This is a genomic window from Microbacterium testaceum (assembly GCF_029761935.1).
In the GTDB taxonomy this organism is placed as follows: domain Bacteria; phylum Actinomycetota; class Actinomycetes; order Actinomycetales; family Microbacteriaceae; genus Microbacterium; species Microbacterium testaceum_A.
Window position 1 is genome coordinate 2,137,933 of record NZ_CP121699.1, and the last position, 17,335, is coordinate 2,155,267.

At 65.8% G+C, this 17,335-nt stretch carries 14 protein-coding genes; 8 read left to right on the forward strand and 6 right to left on the reverse strand.

Going from position 1 to position 17,335, the window contains the following annotated elements:
• Positions 1-14: 14 nt before the first annotated feature.
• The 5 genes from gyrB to dnaA form a co-directional block, all read right to left on the reverse strand.
• On the reverse strand, positions 15-2,048 hold the full coding sequence (gene gyrB / locus QBE02_RS10360; RefSeq protein ID WP_056225069.1) for a DNA topoisomerase (ATP-hydrolyzing) subunit B: 2,034 nt from the start codon (positions 2,046-2,048) through the stop codon (positions 15-17).
• A gap of 119 nt (positions 2,049-2,167) precedes the next feature.
• Positions 2,168-2,656 (reverse strand): DUF721 domain-containing protein, encoded by a 489-nt coding sequence (locus tag QBE02_RS10365; RefSeq protein ID WP_056225066.1) that lies wholly within the window; start codon positions 2,654-2,656, stop codon positions 2,168-2,170.
• Positions 2,649-3,803 (reverse strand): DNA replication/repair protein RecF, encoded by a 1,155-nt coding sequence (gene recF / locus QBE02_RS10370; RefSeq protein ID WP_279365639.1) that lies wholly within the window; start codon positions 3,801-3,803, stop codon positions 2,649-2,651. Before recF ends, QBE02_RS10365 begins: the two co-directional genes overlap by 8 nt.
• Before the next feature lie 45 nt (positions 3,804-3,848).
• A complete protein-coding gene (gene dnaN / locus QBE02_RS10375; protein ID WP_268102861.1) occupies positions 3,849-5,000 on the reverse strand; it encodes a DNA polymerase III subunit beta in 1,152 nt (383 codons plus the stop codon).
• A gap of 451 nt (positions 5,001-5,451) precedes the next feature.
• Positions 5,452-6,876, reverse strand: coding sequence for a chromosomal replication initiator protein DnaA (dnaA, locus tag QBE02_RS10380; RefSeq protein ID WP_268102860.1), 1,425 nt, complete (start codon positions 6,874-6,876; stop codon positions 5,452-5,454).
• Between the two features lie 295 nt (positions 6,877-7,171).
• Here dnaA and rpmH point away from each other — a divergent pair, with 295 nt between their 5' ends.
• Genes rpmH through rsmG form a run of 6 tightly spaced genes read left to right on the forward strand, consistent with a single transcriptional unit; the run spans position 7,172 to position 10,233 of the window.
• Positions 7,172-7,309, forward strand: coding sequence for a 50S ribosomal protein L34 (gene rpmH, locus QBE02_RS10385; RefSeq protein WP_013584598.1), 138 nt, complete (start codon positions 7,172-7,174; stop codon positions 7,307-7,309).
• Positions 7,310-7,317: 8 nt separating this feature from the next.
• On the forward strand, positions 7,318-7,656 hold the full coding sequence (gene rnpA, locus QBE02_RS10390; protein WP_056225054.1) for a ribonuclease P protein component: 339 nt from the start codon (positions 7,318-7,320) through the stop codon (positions 7,654-7,656).
• Positions 7,653-8,009, forward strand: coding sequence for a membrane protein insertion efficiency factor YidD (gene yidD / locus QBE02_RS10395; RefSeq protein ID WP_143017815.1), 357 nt, complete (start codon positions 7,653-7,655; stop codon positions 8,007-8,009). The genes rnpA and yidD overlap by 4 nt, the downstream gene beginning before the upstream one ends.
• A gap of 2 nt (positions 8,010-8,011) precedes the next feature.
• Entirely contained in the window at positions 8,012-9,076 is a 1,065-nt protein-coding gene (gene yidC / locus QBE02_RS10400) for a membrane protein insertase YidC (RefSeq protein ID WP_279365640.1), read from the forward strand.
• A gap of 15 nt (positions 9,077-9,091) precedes the next feature.
• Complete coding sequence (locus tag QBE02_RS10405; protein WP_056225050.1) at positions 9,092-9,595, forward strand: protein jag; 504 nt, start codon at positions 9,092-9,094, stop codon at positions 9,593-9,595.
• A gap of 8 nt (positions 9,596-9,603) precedes the next feature.
• Positions 9,604-10,233: a 16S rRNA (guanine(527)-N(7))-methyltransferase RsmG gene (gene rsmG / locus QBE02_RS10410; protein ID WP_279365641.1), complete on the forward strand. Its 630-nt coding sequence runs from the start codon at positions 9,604-9,606 to the stop codon at positions 10,231-10,233.
• 122 nt (positions 10,234-10,355) lie between these two features.
• On the opposite strand, the gene QBE02_RS10415 is transcribed toward rsmG, so the two are convergent.
• On the reverse strand, positions 10,356-10,934 hold the full coding sequence (locus QBE02_RS10415) for a TetR/AcrR family transcriptional regulator (protein ID WP_279365642.1): 579 nt from the start codon (positions 10,932-10,934) through the stop codon (positions 10,356-10,358).
• Between the two features lie 4,446 nt (positions 10,935-15,380).
• Here QBE02_RS10415 and QBE02_RS10420 point away from each other — a divergent pair.
• Both QBE02_RS10420 and QBE02_RS10425 read left to right on the forward strand, forming a co-directional pair.
• Positions 15,381-16,307 carry a ParA family protein gene (locus QBE02_RS10420; RefSeq protein ID WP_431844552.1) on the forward strand — a complete coding sequence of 309 codons (927 nt, stop codon included), beginning with the start codon at positions 15,381-15,383 and terminating at the stop codon, positions 16,305-16,307.
• On the forward strand, positions 16,307-17,281 hold the full coding sequence (locus QBE02_RS10425) for a ParB/RepB/Spo0J family partition protein (protein ID WP_279365644.1): 975 nt from the start codon (positions 16,307-16,309) through the stop codon (positions 17,279-17,281). Before QBE02_RS10420 ends, QBE02_RS10425 begins: the two co-directional genes overlap by 1 nt.
• The last annotated feature ends 54 nt before the right edge of the window (positions 17,282-17,335 follow it).

Here is a 17,335-nt window from a genome sequence, read left to right on the forward strand (position 1 = left end):
ATCTGTCGTGCGGATCAGATGTCGAGGAAGCGGACGTCTTTGGCGTTGCGCTGGATGAAGCTGCGACGCGACTCGACGTCTTCTCCCATCAGCACCGAGAAGATCTCGTCGGCCGATGCGGCGTCGTCGATGGTGACCTGCTTCAGCGTGCGGGTCTCGGGGTCCATCGTGGTCTCCCACAGCTCGTGATCGTTCATCTCGCCGAGACCCTTGTAGCGCTGGATGCCGTTGTCCTTGGGGATGCGGCGTCCGGAGGCCTGACCGTCGACGAGCATCGCGTCGCGCTCGCGGTCGCTGTACGCGTACTCGTGCGGGTGGTTCGACCACTTCAGGCGGTACAGCGGGGGTTGCGCGAGATAGACGAAACCCGCCTCGATGAGTCCGCGCATGTAGCGGAAGAGCAGGGTCAGCAGCAGCGTGGTGATGTGCTGGCCGTCGACGTCGGCATCGGCCATGAGCACGATCTTGTGGTACCGGGCCTTGGCCATGTCGAAGTCTTCGCCGATGCCCGTGCCGAAGGCCTGGATCATCGCCTGCACTTCTTTGTTGCCCAGTGCGCGGTCGAGGCGCGCGCGCTCGACGTTGAGGATCTTGCCGCGCAGCGCCAGGATCGCCTGCGTGTGCGGGTCGCGACCCTGCACGGCGGAGCCGCCGGCCGAGTCACCCTCGACGAGGAAGATCTCGCTGATCGAGGGGTCTTTCGAGGTGCAGTCCTTGAGCTTGTCGGGCATCGCGGCCGACTCGAAGACGCTCTTGCGACGAGCGGTCTCGCGCGCCTTGCGGGCGGCGAGACGGGCGGTGGCGGCGTCGATCGCCTTGCGGATGATGTTCTTCGCCTGCGCCGGGTTGCGGTCGAACCAGTCGCCGAGCTTGTCGCCGACGACCTTCTGCACGTAGGCGCGGGCCTCGGTGTTGCCGAGCTTGGTCTTGGTCTGACCCTCGAACTGCGGCTCCGACAACTTCACCGAGATGACCGCGGTGAGACCCTCGCGGATGTCGTCGCCGGTGAGGTTGTCGTCCTTTTCTTTGAGCAGGTTGTTCGCGCGCGCGTAGCGGTTGACGAGAGTCGTCAGCGCGGCGCGGAAGCCCTCTTCGTGCGTTCCACCCTCGTGGGTATTGATGGTGTTCGCGTAGGTGAAGACGTTTTCGGTGTAAGCCGTCGTCCACTGCATGGCCAGCTCGAGCGCGATCTTGCGCTCGGTGTCCTCGGACTCGACCTCGATGATCTCGTCGTTGACCACGTCGGCCTTGCGCACGCGGTTGAGGTGCTCGACGTAGTCGACGAGGCCGCGCTCGTAGAGGAACGTGTCGTGGCGGGCGTCGGTGACCTCTTCACCGGGCTCGCCCTCGGTGATCAGCGACTGGGGGCGCTCGTCGCGCAGGCTGATGCGCAGGCCTTTGTTGAGGAAGGCCATCTGCTGGAAGCGCGTGCGCAGCGTGTCGTAGTCGAAATCGATGGTGTCGAAGATCGTGGCATCCGGCCAGAAGGTGATCGTCGTACCGGTCGCGTCGCTCTCTTCGCCCTGCGCGAGGGGGGCGAGGGGCACGCCGCCGTCGCGGAACGACTGACGCCACACGTGACCCTGACGCTTGACCTCGACCTCGAGGCGCGTCGAGAGGGCGTTGACGACGGACGAGCCGACGCCGTGCAGACCGCCCGAGACCGCGTACCCGCCACCGCCGAACTTTCCACCGGCGTGCAGGACGGTGAGGACGACCTCGACGGTCGATTTGCCCTCGGTGCGGTGCATGTCGACCGGGATGCCGCGACCGTTGTCGACCACGCGCACGGCGCCGTCGCTAAGGATCGTCACCTCGATGGTGTCGCAGTAGCCGGCGAGGGCCTCGTCGACGGAGTTGTCGACGATCTCTTGCACGAGGTGGTGCAGGCCGCGCTCACCGGTGGAACCGATGTACATGCCCGGGCGCTTGCGGACCGCCTCGAGACCTTCGAGCACCTGGATGGCGTCTGCCCCGTACTCGTTGGGAACCTTCTTGCTGGTCGCTTCGGGTTCCTCGGAAACGCTGTCGGGGTTTTCGGACGTCATGGGTACGCGCGCTCCAGATCGGTTCGTCGGAACCTCCATCCTATCGCGGAAGGGCCCTCGAAATGGCTTGTACGCCCCAATGCGGGGATAAATCACGTCAAGCCGGGATTGACCATGGCTCAGCCGTAGGTATCGCGCGGACCGCGGCCTGGAACGGCTCTGGGCCCCCATTTCCAAGAGGGGACGTCGGGGCCCACGAACCGGATCGCCTCGACACCGGCATCGGGGAAGCGGCGGAGGATCTCCGAGAGGATCTGCGCGCGCATGAACTGCAGCTGCTTGGCCCACGCCGTGGAATCGGCCTGGACGGTGAGGGTTCCGCCGTCCAGGGCGACGGGACGTGTGTGCGCCGCGGTGTCGGCTCCGGCGACTTCGTCCCACGTGCGCACGAGGTCCTCGCGCGAGAGCTGGGGGTCCCATCCAGCGGACTTGGTGAGCGAGGACAGCACATCGCCCAACCCGCGCGGGTCCCGCCCCGGGGTGAACGGGGCGTTCTCGCCGTCGTCGGCGCGGCGCCGACGCTTCTTCTTGCGATACGGCGACGGCTCGAGACCGCGCAGACGCAGATACGTCGACATGGTCTCGGGGATCTCCGCGTCGTCATTCATCGTCGATGTCCCGAATGCGCCCGGCGTCGACGCGCACGACATGGGCGCGCAGCCCGTCGGGGACGTCTTCTTCGACGGCGGCGGTCACGATGACCTGCTCGTACCCGCCGGCGAGCTCCGCCAATCGCGTCCGGCGTCCGGCGTCGAGCTCGGCAAAGACGTCGTCGAGGATGAGGACGGGGTCTCCCAGCCGCGACTCCGCGCGGAGGATCTCGGCCGAGGCCAACCGCAGCGCGAGCGCGACGGACCACGATTCGCCGTGCGAGGCGTAACCCTTCACCGGCAGGCCGCGCACGCGCAGCACGAGGTCGTCGCGATGGGGTCCGACCAGCGTGAGTCCGCGCTCGAGCTCGGCCGGTCGCTTCGCGGCGAGGGCCGCGCGGAACTGGTCGGCCAGCGGCTCGCTCGAGCCCGCACCATCGACCGCGTCGCCCTCTTCGGGGTCGCCCCCGCCGACCGAGAGCGCCCACGACAGGCGCGGTTCGTGATCGGCGCCGGCGATCGCGGCGTACGCCCGGGCGACGGGATCGGAGAGATCGGATGCCAACGCGCTCCGCGCCTCGATCACCTCGGTGCCGAGGGTGACCAGCTTGTCGTCCCACACGTCGAGGGTGCTGAGGGCGTCGCCGCGAAGACCGCGGGCGCGCGCCGATTTGAGGAGAGCGCTGCGCTGGCGCAGAACCCGGTCGTAGTCGCCGAGGACGGCGGCCATGCGCGGGGTGCGCTGCACGATCAGCTGATCCGCGAAGCGACGACGAGCGGAGGGATCCCCCCGGACGATCTGCAGGTCCTCGGGAGCGAACAGGATCACCTGCGCGTATCGGGGAAGCTCCGATGTCCGCACATTGACGCCGTTGACCCGTGCCTTGTTGGCGCCCTGGCGATTGAGCTGGAGCTCCAGGAGCACGCTCCGCTCGCCGTGGGCCAGTCGCGCGCGCACGATCGCGGCATCCGTTCCGTCTCTGACGAGGGGCGCGTCGTTCGAGACGCGGTGCGAGCCGAGGGTGGCCAGATACGCGACGGCTTCGACGAGATTCGTCTTGCCCTGACCGTTGCGACCGACGAAGACGTTCGCTCCCGGAGAGAGCGAGACGTCGGCTTCCGCGTAATTGCGGAAGTCCTTCAGTCCCAGCTGCTCCACGATCACCGAGTCAGACTACCCGCCACCTCCGACACGGCAGCGAGACGCAGCTCAGCGGAGGAGGAGGTTGGGCTGCAGGAGGTACTTGAACGTCCCCTCGCCGCCCTTCTCGACCGACGTCTGCGGAGTGACCAGCACGGGGCTGAGCTTGTTCGCGTTATCGCTCGAGGTGAAGGTGATGCGCGTGAACTCGCTGCGCACGGCACCCAGCGACTCGATCAGGTACTGCGGGTTGAGACCGAGGGTGACCTCGTCGCCGACGAGTGTCGCGTCGACGGACTCGGTGGCGCGAGCCTGCTCGGTGCCGGACGCATCCATCGAGACGCCGTCGGGACCGAAGGTGAAACGCAGCGGCGCGGAGCGGTCGAGCACGAGTGCGACACGACGGACAGCTTCGATGAGCTCCGCGGTGTTGACCACGCTGTGGTGCTCGGTCTGCGCGGGGAACAGGCGACGGACCGGCGGGAAGTTGCCCTTGATCAGCAGCGAGGTGACGGTCTTGTTGCCCGACGAGAAGGCGATGATCTCGCGATCGCCCGAACCCGAGAACGCGATCGAGATGTCGCCACCGTGGGCGAAGGTCTTACCGACCTCCTGGAGAGTGCGGGCCGGCACGAGGGCCGAGGTGGGCTCCTCGGATGCCGCGGCACCGCCGTCCCACGGGATCTCGCGCAGGGCGACGCGGTAGCGGTCGGTCGCGACCAGGCTCAGCCGCGTGCCGGAGACCTCGAGCTGCACACCCGTGAGGACGGGCGTGACGTCGTCGCGCGACGCCGCGAAGGCGACCTGGGCGATGGCCGTGGCGAACTCGTCGGCCGGCACGAGGCCGGATTCGCCGGTGACCTCGGGGATGGCGGGGTATTCCTGCACCGGCATGGAGGCAAGCGTGAATCGCGCCGATCCGCACGTGAGCAGGATGCCGCCGTCGTCGTCGACGGCGATCTGGATGGGCGCGTTCGGCAGACGGCTGGCGATGTCGCTGAGGAGGCGACCGTGGACCAGGATCGTGCCCGGCTCGTCGACGGTCGCTTCGATCGTCGTCCGCGCGGATGCTTCGTAGTCGAAGGCGGCGAGGGTGAGGCCCTGCTCGTTGGCCTCGATCAGCACACCGGCCAGGATCGGCTGCGGATTGCGCTGCGGCAGGAGCTTGACCACGAACGAGACGGCTTCGCTGAACACATCGCGATTGACGTGGAACTTCACGGGTGCTCCCTTGACGGCGGGTATGGCTTACCCATGCTAGTGCCCACGTCCGGCCGAGCCTGTCGACCGACGTCTCCACGGCAAGGTCATCGAATCTCTCTTAACAATGATTTGGAATCTTCATCTTGTTAACAGCTGTGGAGAGTGTGGATAACTCTCGACACGCGTGTTAACAGCAGGGGTGTCGGGCTCCGTTAACTGTGGAGGAGCTGCGGACAGCCTGGGCACTTAACGCGTCGGGGGCGCGGGGGCGGTCGCCCGTCTTCCACAGTGTTAACAGCGCAGTGCACAGATCATCCCGAGGAAAAGAGAGTTATCCACAGGTTTTCCACACTGTGCAGAACCTCGATGAAAACTGCTGCTGAGCGCTCTTCAGGACCTGATCAGGGGCCGAAAAAGAGAAAGGGGCCCGAACCACGATCGTGGTCGGACCCCTTCATTAGACGGGCGCTCAGCGCATGCGGCCGAGTTGGCTCGTGATCTCGGACACCTGGTTGAAGATCGATCGACGCTCCTTCATCAGGTCGCTGATCTTCTTGTAGGCGTACATCACGGTCGTGTGGTCGCGATTGCCGAAGAGCTGCCCGATCTTCGGCAGTGACAGGCTCGTGCGCTCGCGGCACAGGTACATGGCGATCTGGCGGGCGGTGGCCACGGCCTGGGAGCGGCTCGAGCCGTACAGGTCGTCCACCGACAGCTTGAAGTACTGGGCGGTCGCCGTGATGATGTCGGTCGGCGAGATCACGTTCGCGTCGTCCTGGTCGATGATGTCGCGCAGCACCGTCTGCGCCAGGGACATGTCGAGCGTCGAGCGGTTGAGGCTCGCGAACGCCGAGACGCGGATGAGGGCGCCTTCGAGTTCACGGATGTTCGACGACACCACCGTGGCGATGTACTCGAGCACGTCGTCGGGGATCAGCAGGCGCTCGCTCTGGGCCTTCTTGCGCAGGATCGCGATGCGGGTCTCGAGGTCGGGTGCCTGCACGTCGGTGATCAGGCCCCACTCGAAGCGACTCCGCATGCGGTCTTCGAAGCCGGTGAGCTGCTTCGGCGGAAGGTCGCTGGTGATGACGACCTGCTTGTCGTGATCGTGCAGCGTGTTGAAGGTGTGGAAGAACGCTTCCTGCGTCTCGGCGCGACCCTGCAGGAACTGGATGTCGTCGATCAGGAGGATGTCGACGTCGCGGTAGCGCGCTTGGAACGCAGAGCCGCGGTTGTTGGCGATCGAGTTGATGAAGTCGTTCGTGAACTCCTCGCTCGACACGTAGCGGACACGGATGCCGGCATACATGCTCGCGGCGTAGTCGCCGATCGCGTGGAGGAGGTGGGTCTTGCCGAGCCCGGAGTCCCCGTAGATGAACAGGGGGTTGTACGCCTTCGCCGGCGCCTCGGCCACGGCGACCGCGGCGGCGTGGGCGAAGCGGTTGGACTGGCCGATGACGAAATTGTCGAAGGTGTACTTCGGGTTGAGGCGGGTGTCGTTGCGGGACGCGGGAACGATCGGCTCGGGGGCCTGCTCTGTGAGGGCGGCGTGCGTGGGGGCGGCCGGTATCGCGCGCTCTTCACTCGGCGCCGCCGACGAGCTGCGCTGGGTCTCGATGACGTCGGGGTTCACGACGACTCGGAACGTGCCGATCTGCGGATCGTCTCCCTGTACCTGGGCGAGTGCCTCGAGGATGGGGGCGCGCATGCGCTTGTTGAACTGCGCCGCGGTCAGATCGTTCGGCACGTCGAGATAGAGCGTCCCGCCCATCACACCCTGCGGAACGGCGAGGTTCAAGAAGCCGTGGAGTTGCGGGGTGACGCGATCATCGGTGAGAAGCTGGTCCAGCACGGACGACCAGACGGGCACATCCGGTGCTTCGTGCAGAGACATATCCCCTCCGGGATCTTGACGCGACGGGAGATCGACGTGTCGCGTCGAACCTGTGGATAACTTCCGGGGCCACGCTAGTTCGCGGCTCAGTCGGAGCAAAATCCACTGTAGGACTCGGTCGCGTGTCTTTGCCACGCTTGTGGACAACGCCTGGGGATAATGGGCGGTCGCGTTCTCGGTTTGAGTTAACGCCGCTCGCGACGTAGCCTTAGTCGGTTGACTTATGCCTATACGGCAGTCCCGACCCCCGTCCCCGGCAGAAGAGCATCGGGCGACATCACCTCCGGAGTGACCCATGAGCAAGCGCACCTTCCAGCCCAACAACCGCCGCCGCGCCAAGAAGCACGGCTTCCGCGCCCGTATGCGTACGCGCGCCGGCCGTGGCATCCTCGCGGCCCGTCGCGCCAAGGGCCGCACCGAGCTCTCGGCCTGACAGCCCCGGTGCTCGCGAAGCCGAACCGACTCACCCGCGGATCGGACTACAAAGCCACGGTCCGACGGGGCACTCGCTGTGCCGGAGCGCACACCGTGACCTACGTCGGAACCTCGGCCGAAAGTGGTTCGCCCCGGTTCGGCTTCATCGTGAGCCGCCAGGTCGGCTCCGCGGTCACCCGCAACACCATTCGCCGCCGCCTCAAGGCGGTGTGCGCCGAGGCGCTCCCGTCTGTTCGCGGGGGCGCCTCGATTGTCATCCGTGCGCTGCCATCGGCGGCGACCGTCGACTATCCGACGCTTCGCGCCGATGTGGTGCGATGCCTCGAACGAAAAGCATCGGTATGAGCGCTTCGACTCTCCCGACCTCCTCCACGGGGGCTGGCCGTCTCTCGGCCGACGGTGTCGTGGCATCCATCCCGCTCCTCCCCCGCAACGCGGGGCTGGCGCTGTTGCACGCGTATCGAGCGACCATCTCGCACGTCTACGGCGACGTGTGCAAGTACTACCCGTCCTGCTCCGCCTATTCGGTGGGCGCCGTGCAGCAGCATGGACTCGTGAAGGGCATCGCGTTCACAGCGGCCCGTCTCGCACGCTGCCATCCCTGGGCTCAGGGTGGCATCGACGACGTCCGTCCTCATCGGGCCTTCCGCCACGAACTCACTCGGCACGGATTCGTCGTGCCCTCCCGAAAGGACTGATCGTGCAATTCGATCTCATTGGGACCATCCTCTGGCCATTGAAATGGATGGTCGAACTCGTGCTGGTCGGATGGCACGCGCTCTTCACCGCGCTGGGTATGGCCCCGGCTGCCGGTCTGACCTGGGTGCTGTCGATCATCGGCCTCGTGCTGATCGTGCGCGCCGCTCTGATTCCGCTGTTCGTGAAGCAGATCAAGAGCCAGCGCAAGATGATGGAGATCGCTCCGGAGCTGCGCAAGGTCCAGGAGAAGTACAAGGGCAAGCGCGACCAGCTCTCTCGCGAGGCCATGAGCCGCGAGACGATGGCGCTGTACAAGAAGCACGGAACGACGCCCGTCTCGAGCTGCCTCCCGCTGCTCGTGCAGATGCCGATCTTCTTCGCCCTCTTCAGCGTGCTGAACGACGTCTCAAAGCACGCGGCGAGCGGCATCGGTGGCGTGGGCCTGCTCACGCCCGAGCTCACGACCGAGTTCTACGACGCGCGCCTGTTCGACGTGGCATCCATGCACGTCAACCTGGTCACCGCGTGGAGCCAGCCCGACGGGCAGGTCACCGTCGCGATCCTGCTGACGCTCGTCGTGCTCATGATCGGTTCGCAGTTCTTCACGCAGCTGCAGATCATCTCGAAGAACCTGTCGCCTGAGGCCAAGACCGGTCAGGCGTACCAGATGCAGAAGATCATGCTCTACATCCTGCCGCTGGCCTTCATCTTCTCGGGCGTCTTCTTCCCGCTCGGTGTCGTCATTTACTGGTTCGTCAGCAACCTGTGGACGATGGTGCAGCAGTTCGTGGTCATCCGTGAGATGCCGACGCCCGGTTCCGACGCCGCTAAGGCCCGCGAGGAGCGCCTGGCGCGCAAGGGCAAGGCCATCGACTCGTCGGGCAAGGTCGTCCCGGTCGAGAAGTATCGCGCCGAGCAGGAGCGCCTCCTCGAAGAGGCCGAGAAGGCTCGCGCGGCCCAGCCGAAGCGTCAGCAGCCGGTCGGAAAGCAGCGCGCGAAGAAGCAGCAGTCCACGAAGAACACCGGTGCCGCGGGTGGATCCGCCGGCTCCGCACCCGCCTCCTGAGAACCGGAGATCACGATGACGACGTCCGATCAGATCGCCCCCGACCAGACCGCCGCCACCGAGGAGCAGCTCGAGCAGGAGGGCGACATCGCCGCCGATTACCTCGAGGGTCTCCTGGACATCGCCGACATCGACGGCGACCTCGCCATGGACGTGCGCGCCGGCCGCGCGTACGTCTCGGTGGAGGCCGAGGATGCCGCGGCGCTGTCGACCCTGTCGCACCCTGACACCGTGCAGGCGCTGCAGGAGCTGACGCGTCTGGCCGTGCAGAACTCGACGGGACGGTTCTCGCGACTGATCCTCGACATCGGTGGATCGCGCGACGCCCGTCAGCGGCAGCTCGAGAACCTCGTCGACCGGGCTATCGCCCGTCTCGACGAGGGAGCCTCGCAGGCGTCGCTGCCGGCCATGTCGAGCTACGAGCGCAAGCTGGTGCACGACATCGCCGCCGACCGCGGGTTCACCTCCGAGTCGTTCGGTGAGGGTGCCGACCGCCACACCGTGATCCGTCGCGGCTGAGTGATCGGATGCCGGAACAGCTCGAGGCCGAGCCGACCGCGGCGCTGACGCTGTTCGGCGATCACATCGAGAAGGCCCGTCGTTTCACGCGGAATCTCGCCGTTCACGGGGAGGAACGCGGGCTCATCGGCCCGCTCGAGGTGCCGCGACTGTGGACGCGTCACATTCTGAACAGCGCGATCGCCGCGCCCTACTTCTCGGGGCGCGCCGTCGACGTGGGATCGGGTGCGGGTCTGCCGGGCCTCGTGCTCGCGATCGCTCGTCCGGACGTGGAGTGGACGCTCATCGAGCCGATGGAGCGCCGTACCGCGTGGCTGTCGGAGCAGGTTGCGGAGCTCGAACTCGAGAACGTGACCGTCGCGCGTATGCGTGGCGAGGAGTGGTCCGAGGGACGGGTGTTCGACGTCGCGACGGCCCGCGCGGTCAGCGCTCTGCGCACGCTTCTGCCGTTCACCGCTCCCCTGGTCCGACCCGGTGGCAGACTTGTCTTCTTGAAGGGCGCCAATGTGGGCGCCGAGGTAGATGCGGCCGCGAAGCAGGTGCGGAAGTTCGGGCTGACAGACGTCGCGATCGAGGTCGTCGGCGAGGGAGTGCTCGACGAACCCACGCGCGTGTTCGTGGCCACTGTTTCGCGCTGAGAGACCTTCGTGTCGGACTGACGGTCGCGAGCGAGCCGGATCACACGGCATCCAGACCCCACGGGTCGTCGTCGACGAGCACGCGAGGTCGTGGTCGACCGCCGGCCGGGCGCCGGTCCGAGCTAGGGGTGGTGCGGACGTGACACCTCGGGTGCACCCGCGTCGATGCTCCGCAGGAACTTGGTGAAGGCCTGATCGACGCGGCGGAAGTCCGCCGTCGCATCGAGGTCCATGATCAATCCGCGGATGACGGCGAGGACCAGCGTTTCCGACGGCGGCGGGTCGATCGTCGACAGACCCTGGGCGAGCAGCGGGAGCCAGTCGGTGGTCGCTCGTGCGCGGAAGCCCGGCCACAGCGTGTTCTCGCGCTGCTCAGGGAGCTGCGTGAACATCCGCAAAAAGGACTGGCCCTCGGGTTCGGTCATGCCCACCCAGGCTGCGGCCAGCGTGTGCGTGTAGCTCTCCCCCGGGACGACCCGGAGCGGCTCGCCGAAGGAGGCGAGGTGCATCTCGCGTGCTCGACGCAGCACGGCGCGGAACAATTCGTCGCGGGTGCCGAAGTGGTAGAGCAGCATCCGGGCGGATGTGCCCGTCGTCTGGGCGAACGGCTCGAGGCCATCGGGGAGCCCGTGCGCGAGGGCATATTCGGCGCACTGGTCCAACAGGTCTTCTGCGATTGCCGGCTGCTTCTGTCTGCCCACGGTGCGATCATTTCACGTAATAGGAGGTACGTCTAACGTGGCAGGAGGGTCCGCACGAAAGCGGCGGGTCATGGAGGCCGCACTTGCTCACGCACGTTGGTGCGGGGGGCTGATGGTAGAGGGCGACGGCTGATCTCCTACAGGTCCGTACGGGATCGTGAGCCGCGCTGTCGCGCTTCCTTCGTGCCGTGAGACGGCTGAGCCCGCGTCTGGAGGTCTGGTGGCGGATGCCGCGGCCCTGCGTTTCGCTCTGAACCAGGCGGAGGCGGCTATCGTCGTCGGCCACTCCTACGGTGGCACCGTCATCGCAGAGGCGGGTCATCATCCTGCGGTGAAGAAGCTGCCGTACATGACCTCGTATCTGCCGCAGGTGGGTCAATCGCAAGGAGACATCATGAGCGATGAGCCTGACCCGGTGCGCGTGAAGTTCGGCGATGGGGGCTCCTCGATCTCGAGGGAGAGGGCGTCTCGTCGTCCGGGCGGCGATTCCTCCAAGACGCCGATGCCGCCATCCAGTCCGAAGCCTGGGACCGAGGGACGGTTCAATCCACGGCGGCTTTCGCGACCCCGGCCTCGTGCGCGGGCCGGCACGGTGTGCATTCGACGTGCATCGTGTGCCAGGAGGACCGCAGTACGTCTGTCGTTCAGCAGCGCGTTCATGCTGCTCGTGCGCGAAGGTTCGTCGAGCTTCCGACCGGCCACCATCTCTTCGTCTCACGTCCCGATCTTGTTGTCGATGAGATCGAACTGCTTCTGCGATGCGCGAACGTGAAGCTTTCGCTCTCCGCAGGATCAAGGGCGCTTGGCTAGCAATGGTGGGACGGTGGGGCATCTAAGGAGTGAGCAGCGGGCGTTTCACGTGAAACGGACGCTGGAGAAGGCCGGTGGGGAGATCGTCTCAACGCGGCGGTTGTGTGGAGCGAACTGGGATTCAGGTGCCAGTGCGTGGTCGTTGGGCAGGCCCTCGCGTCTGTCGGGGTGGGCAAGCCTTTCCGCTGAGAGTGGTCCGCGCGAAAGCGGCATTCCGTGGGTATGGGCGACTCCTGCGCTCTGTTGTGGTGGTGATCGAACGACTGCCCGGGTCCTGCGTGGATGTTGTCGGTGATCATGGATGACACCCTCTGGATGCACTCGGGAGCACGTTGGGCCTCCCGAGTGGTTCAGTGCGCCGCGAGAGGGCCGCCCGATGGTTCCGTTGTTGATGGTGGTGTGCCGGTCGGGTGGAGTGTGATGCCGGGTCTTGGTCGCATAACGAATGCGGCGGCCCCGGCTCGTTGCACCGCGAACGTCCCACTCCCATCGCGATGTTTCACGTGAAACGTCAGACGATCGCAGGAGGTATTCGAGCTGGGCGTCTCTGCAGAGGATCTCGACCGCGTTGGTTGTTGGGGATCATCCTGGCGCACTGGGCCCCTGTCAGCACGGTCTGTGTCGGGACGTGTGGAGAATCAGAAGACCGCCTTCGCGACGGGTGATCTGTTGGCGCTCCGCCCGCCTTCATACCCGTTTGCCGCCACCCAGCGCCTATCGGTGGGCCCATTTCCTCGTCTTCTGAGTCTGGCGCGATGCCACCCGCAGGTGCGGCACGAGGCCCATCCTTGCGCTGGGCTGAGCCTCTCAGGGCGGGCTAGTCGGCGTTTGGCGGTCCGATGCGTCCTCGAACGTCGAGGGCGCTGCTTCACAGCACCGAGTCACCTCTGGCGCTCTCCTCGTGTTCGTTTCGGGAGTGCGGGGTGGCGCAGTGGTGCCGCGCTACTCCCTGAAGTGCTTTCCGCCACGCACGCGCGACACGGACGGCGCTCTCACGTAGGCGCGCAGCCCTTCCCCCATATCGCCTCGCGTAGCCGTCCATACACCCCTGCCGAAGGCCACTCTCCTCATCACCTCGCGTAGCCCGCGATACGCCGCCTGAGGAAGCCACTCCCCCGGCCGACGTCATGCATTGAAATGCGGGAATCCCCTCCCCTGGAAGTCGTCGCGATGGAATGGGTGTCACGACCGGGCGATGCAGTCGTGCGCGATTGACCACGCAGAGCCGGCGACTGTGCTGCGTCAGAAGATCAGCCGTGGCCCACTTGGTCGCTTCGCACGGAAGGTGCGGCGGCATGTTTCACGTGAAACATGTCATCCGTGATGCTCCGCAGGACGAGCCGAAGAGCAGTGGGAGGTCCTCTCCTGACGACCTGAACCGTGACTTCACGGGCGTCCGCAGCCACTCACGTATATGACGACGCCCGTCGGGATGGCACCACGGTGAAGGGCGTGCCCGGCAGTCGCTCGCCTGTTTCCAGGGGTGGAGCGATCTGGACTGGTGACTAACTCCCCCTAGGGAACCGGCTCAGCGCAGACGGAGCGCGTGCGGTTGCTCTCCATTCGAGTGTTGATAGGCAATGGGTGTGACAAAACGGTTCCGCGCTGGCGATCTATGTCCTCTCACGCGTGCACTGGTGTTTTCGGTGACGGAAGAGCTGCCTGTGTGTGGGCCCGAGACACACGTCCTGATGCGGTCAAGGACCGAGTAGTTCAGGGCAGCACACTTGGTCAGCGCACGACTTCATTGCGCAGGCTCGGTACAACGTCGACTCTCACAGATCTGCTCACGAGACGTTTCACGTGAAACATCGGCTGGAGAGGGGCGTGCGTGAAGCTGGGAGTTCGACGCCGGAGCTGCGCGCCGACACCGATGCGCACCGCTCTGGGCAGATGGCGGCGGAGCTCGGCGCTGATGTGGACGTGCGCGCAATCCCTGAGTACCTCGCGCTGACGTGAATGCCCCAGGTGTCAGCCGGACGCGTATGCATCGCCGCCTGTCCGATAATTGAGCGCATCTGTCGCGCATCAGTCTGCGAAATCTGCCGGTGGGTGTCTGGCATATGTCTGGTCGAGCCGGAGGACCGGTGAGATCGCAAGGCTTTTCGCTTGTCTCGAGAGTGGACTCAGTCCCCGGCCAATGGGCGGATGGAATTCCGGTCTGGCATTCCCCGTCTGCGTAGGCGGTTGCGCCCGTTCACCGCGCACGCCTCGCGGACGGACTGGTGGCGGGCACGGCCGGCGGAGTGTGCTCTACGCACGGCGGCCGCTGGTTCATGCCGTTGTGGTGCGAGTTCCTCTCCTGCCCCTCATCGCTCACGTGGGCGTTGAGCGACTCGCTGCGATCGCTGGCCGGCGGTCGTCTTCTGGCGGTACTGCTCGACGCGTCCTCATCTCGGTCCGCTTCCCCGCGTCGTGCCCTGCCAGTACGCTGGCGTGGCTCGCACCGGGTCGGCGGTCGTGGTCGGACGGAGCTGCCCAAGCCCGTGTGAGTTCGGTTCACCCCTGTGCCCAGCGCGGCTCTTACGTAGGCGTGGATCGAAACGGGTCAGCGGTCGTCGTCGGACGGAACTGCTCAACGCTGCGTGATTCCGGCCGACCCCCTGGGCCGCGCCCGGCTCTTGCAGAGGCGTGGATCCCCTCGGACTGGCGCCCGCCGTCTGTGGGAACCGCGCAACTCCATTTGATTGCGGTCCGCTCCCCTTCGCGGTGCGTGATGCCCGCGGCGGGGCGAATCGCTCGCATGTGCCGAATCCGCTGCTGTGTGATCTCCCAGAGCCATCACCGGTTCTGAGGTCCGAGGACGTGTGCCGCCAGCAGCCGTAGGAGTGCACTCGGGTGCGTGCATCGCGCGCAACGATGCGTCACACGCCCAGGTTGTGAGGCCAGCCCGAAGACTTTGCGCTGGCGCGGGTGACAAGAACGTAAACGCTTCCCGGAGACGCGGGCTGGCTGGTCGCGCTCGCGACGAGACTCGGAGTTCCCTGTTGTCACCAGGCGCCGCGGTCATCCTGTATCGCTGGGTCGTGTCGACGTCAGCCGACGATGGCGGTCGTTTCCTCGCGCCCCGATGAGCTACGCCCTCCCCCGTCCGGGGTGGGGTGGTTACAGAAATCGCGCGACAGCTCAACCTCTCGTGGATTGTCGCGGAAACATGAACTCCCCAGCCGAACGAACGAACGAATGGCCGCGCTCACGGCGTTCGGCATCAACCCGGCACAGCGCGAGGGGGCGCAGAGCGAGCCGCGGCACCGCATGTTTCACGTGAAACATGTAGCGGCTCAGCTCAAGCAGGAGTCCTTAAGCTGACGCAAAGCGCCAAACGCTGGAAGCTGGATGCGTACCGACCTTCCGCTGCGCACTTTTCGGCACAGTCTCAATTCTCCGCATACGTTTCACGTGAAACATCCCTCACCGGGCGACGTGTGCTCGACTTTGCAGCGCGAGATTGAAACCACCGGGTGGTCAGATCTGCACGTGAAACGTACGTAGAGGCCCTCTCCGGGGGCTGCGACCCCCTTGTGAGTCGGGCTGGACCCTCGGCGCTCATGCCTCTGCTCAACGTGATCCCATTCATCCGCCCATCAGGAATGTCAGCACCCGCGAGTAGACTGATCGGGTTGGCGACGGGAAGGTGTGTTTCACGTGAAACAGTCCGATGAGGCAGCCACGCCGTCATCCTTCGAGGACTCCCCCATTGCACGTGAGATCGCGAATCTCTCGGCGCGGAGGCGTGTGCTCGACGAGACCACCGTCGAGTTGTCCGGTCGAACCCGTGTCTTCACGGTGTCTAACCAGAAGGGCGGAGTGGGGAAGACCACGACCGCTGTTAACATCGCTGCCGCACTCGTCTCGGTCGGTGCTCGCGTCCTCGTCATCGATCTCGACCCCCAGGGAAATGCGTCGACCGCCCTGGGTGTCCCCCACAACGCTGATACACCCAGCGTCTACGACGTGCTCATCGATGAGTTCCCTCTCGCGGATATCGTGCAGGTCAGCCCCGAATCCCCCAACCTGCTCTGTGCTCCGAGCACCATCCACCTGGCCGGCGCCGAGATTGAACTGGTGTCGCAGGTCGCGCGTGAACATCGGCTTCGGGGGGCGCTGCGGGATTACCTCGCGATCGAGGGCAATCACCTCGATTTCGTCATCATCGACTGCCCTCCCTCGCTGGGACTGCTGACGATCAACGCGTTCACCGCGGCCGACGAGGTCATGATCCCCATCCAGTGCGAGTACTACGCGCTCGAGGGGCTGAGCCAGTTGCTCGGCAGTGTGCAGATGATCCAGAAGCACCTGAACCCCGGTCTTCACGTATCGACAATCCTCTTGACCATGTACGACGGGCGTACGCGTCTCGCACAGCAGGTCGCGGAGGAGGTTCGTTCGCATTTCACGGACGAGGTGCTCGACACCGTCATTCCTCGATCCGTCCGTGTGTCCGAGGCGCCGAGCTTCGGGCAGACCGTCATCGCGTACGATGGCCAGTCAGCGGGCGCCATCGCCTACCGCGAGGCAGCAGTAGAGATCGTCGCTCGCGACACCACCAAGAAGGGCTCCTGATGGCCAAGAGGACCGGTCTGGGGCGCGGTATCGGCGCCCTCATCCCCACGATGGAGCCGTCGGAGGCACGTCCCGTCGATGTCTTCTTCCCCGACGGGGTCGCGGCGGCGAAGGACGCGGCGGCGAAGACCGAGGCGGATCGCGCCGATGACGACGCGGCGCTGGTGACGGTGCCGGGTGCACGCCTCGTGCACATCGACCCGAAGACCATCGTCCCCAACCCTCGTCAGCCTCGTACGCACTTCGATGCGGATGACCTCGCAGAGCTCGTCCACTCGGTCCGCGAGTTCGGTGTCCTTCAGCCCGTGGTCGTTCGCGACAAGGGCGACGGCACCTACGAGCTGATCATGGGTGAGCGACGCACGCGTGCCTCTCGCGAGGCCGGGCTCGAGAGCATCCCGGCGGTGGTCCGCGAGACCGATGACGAGTACCTCCTTCGCGACGCGCTGCTCGAGAACCTTCATCGTTCTCAGCTGAACCCCCTCGAAGAGGCATCCGCGTATCAGCAGCTGCTCGAGGACTTCGGCATCACTCAGGAAGAGTTGGCGACGCGCATCGGTCGCTCGCGCCCGCAGATCAGCAACACGATCCGCCTGCTGAAGCTGCCCGTCCCGGTGCAACAGCGCGTTGCTGCCGGCGTTCTCAGCGCCGGGCATGCTCGCGCGATCCTCTCTCTGGACGACCCCAAAGAGATGCAGAAGCTCGCGGACAAGATCGTCAACGAGGATCTGTCGGTTCGCGCTGCTGAGGCTGCCGCCAAGATGCCGGGTGTCGCCCCGGTTCGTCAGAAGCCGAAGGCCGGATCGCGCCGGTCGGGACTCGACGACATCGCGGATCGTCTCGGCGACAGGTTCGACACCAAGGTCCGCGTGTCTCTCAACGCCAAAAAAGGCCAGATCAGCATAGATTTTGCCAGCATCCAGGACCTCAATCGCATCCTCGCGACGCTGGGTGAAGAGGGCTACACCGGCTGAAGCGGGACCGCCGGCAAGCTGATCTCGCGGCGAGCGAACGCGGCCCCGCGCCCG

Excerpts from the sequence above, each read along its gene's own strand:
- gyrB (WP_056225069.1), bottom strand. The coding sequence starts at position 2,048 with ATGACGTCCGAAAACCCCGACAGCGTTTCCGAGGAACCCGAAGCGACC.
- QBE02_RS10365 (WP_056225066.1), bottom strand. The coding sequence starts at position 2,656 with ATGAATGACGACGCGGAGATCCCCGAGACCATGTCGACGTATCTGCGT.
- dnaA (WP_268102860.1), bottom strand. The coding sequence starts at position 6,876 with ATGTCTCTGCACGAAGCACCGGATGTGCCCGTCTGGTCGTCCGTGCTG.
- rpmH (WP_013584598.1), top strand. The coding sequence starts at position 7,172 with ATGAGCAAGCGCACCTTCCAGCCCAACAACCGCCGCCGCGCCAAGAAG.
- yidD (WP_143017815.1), top strand. The coding sequence starts at position 7,653 with ATGAGCGCTTCGACTCTCCCGACCTCCTCCACGGGGGCTGGCCGTCTC.
- QBE02_RS10405 (WP_056225050.1), top strand. The coding sequence starts at position 9,092 with ATGACGACGTCCGATCAGATCGCCCCCGACCAGACCGCCGCCACCGAG.
- rsmG (WP_279365641.1), top strand. The coding sequence starts at position 9,604 with ATGCCGGAACAGCTCGAGGCCGAGCCGACCGCGGCGCTGACGCTGTTC.
- QBE02_RS10425 (WP_279365644.1), top strand. The coding sequence starts at position 16,307 with ATGGCCAAGAGGACCGGTCTGGGGCGCGGTATCGGCGCCCTCATCCCC.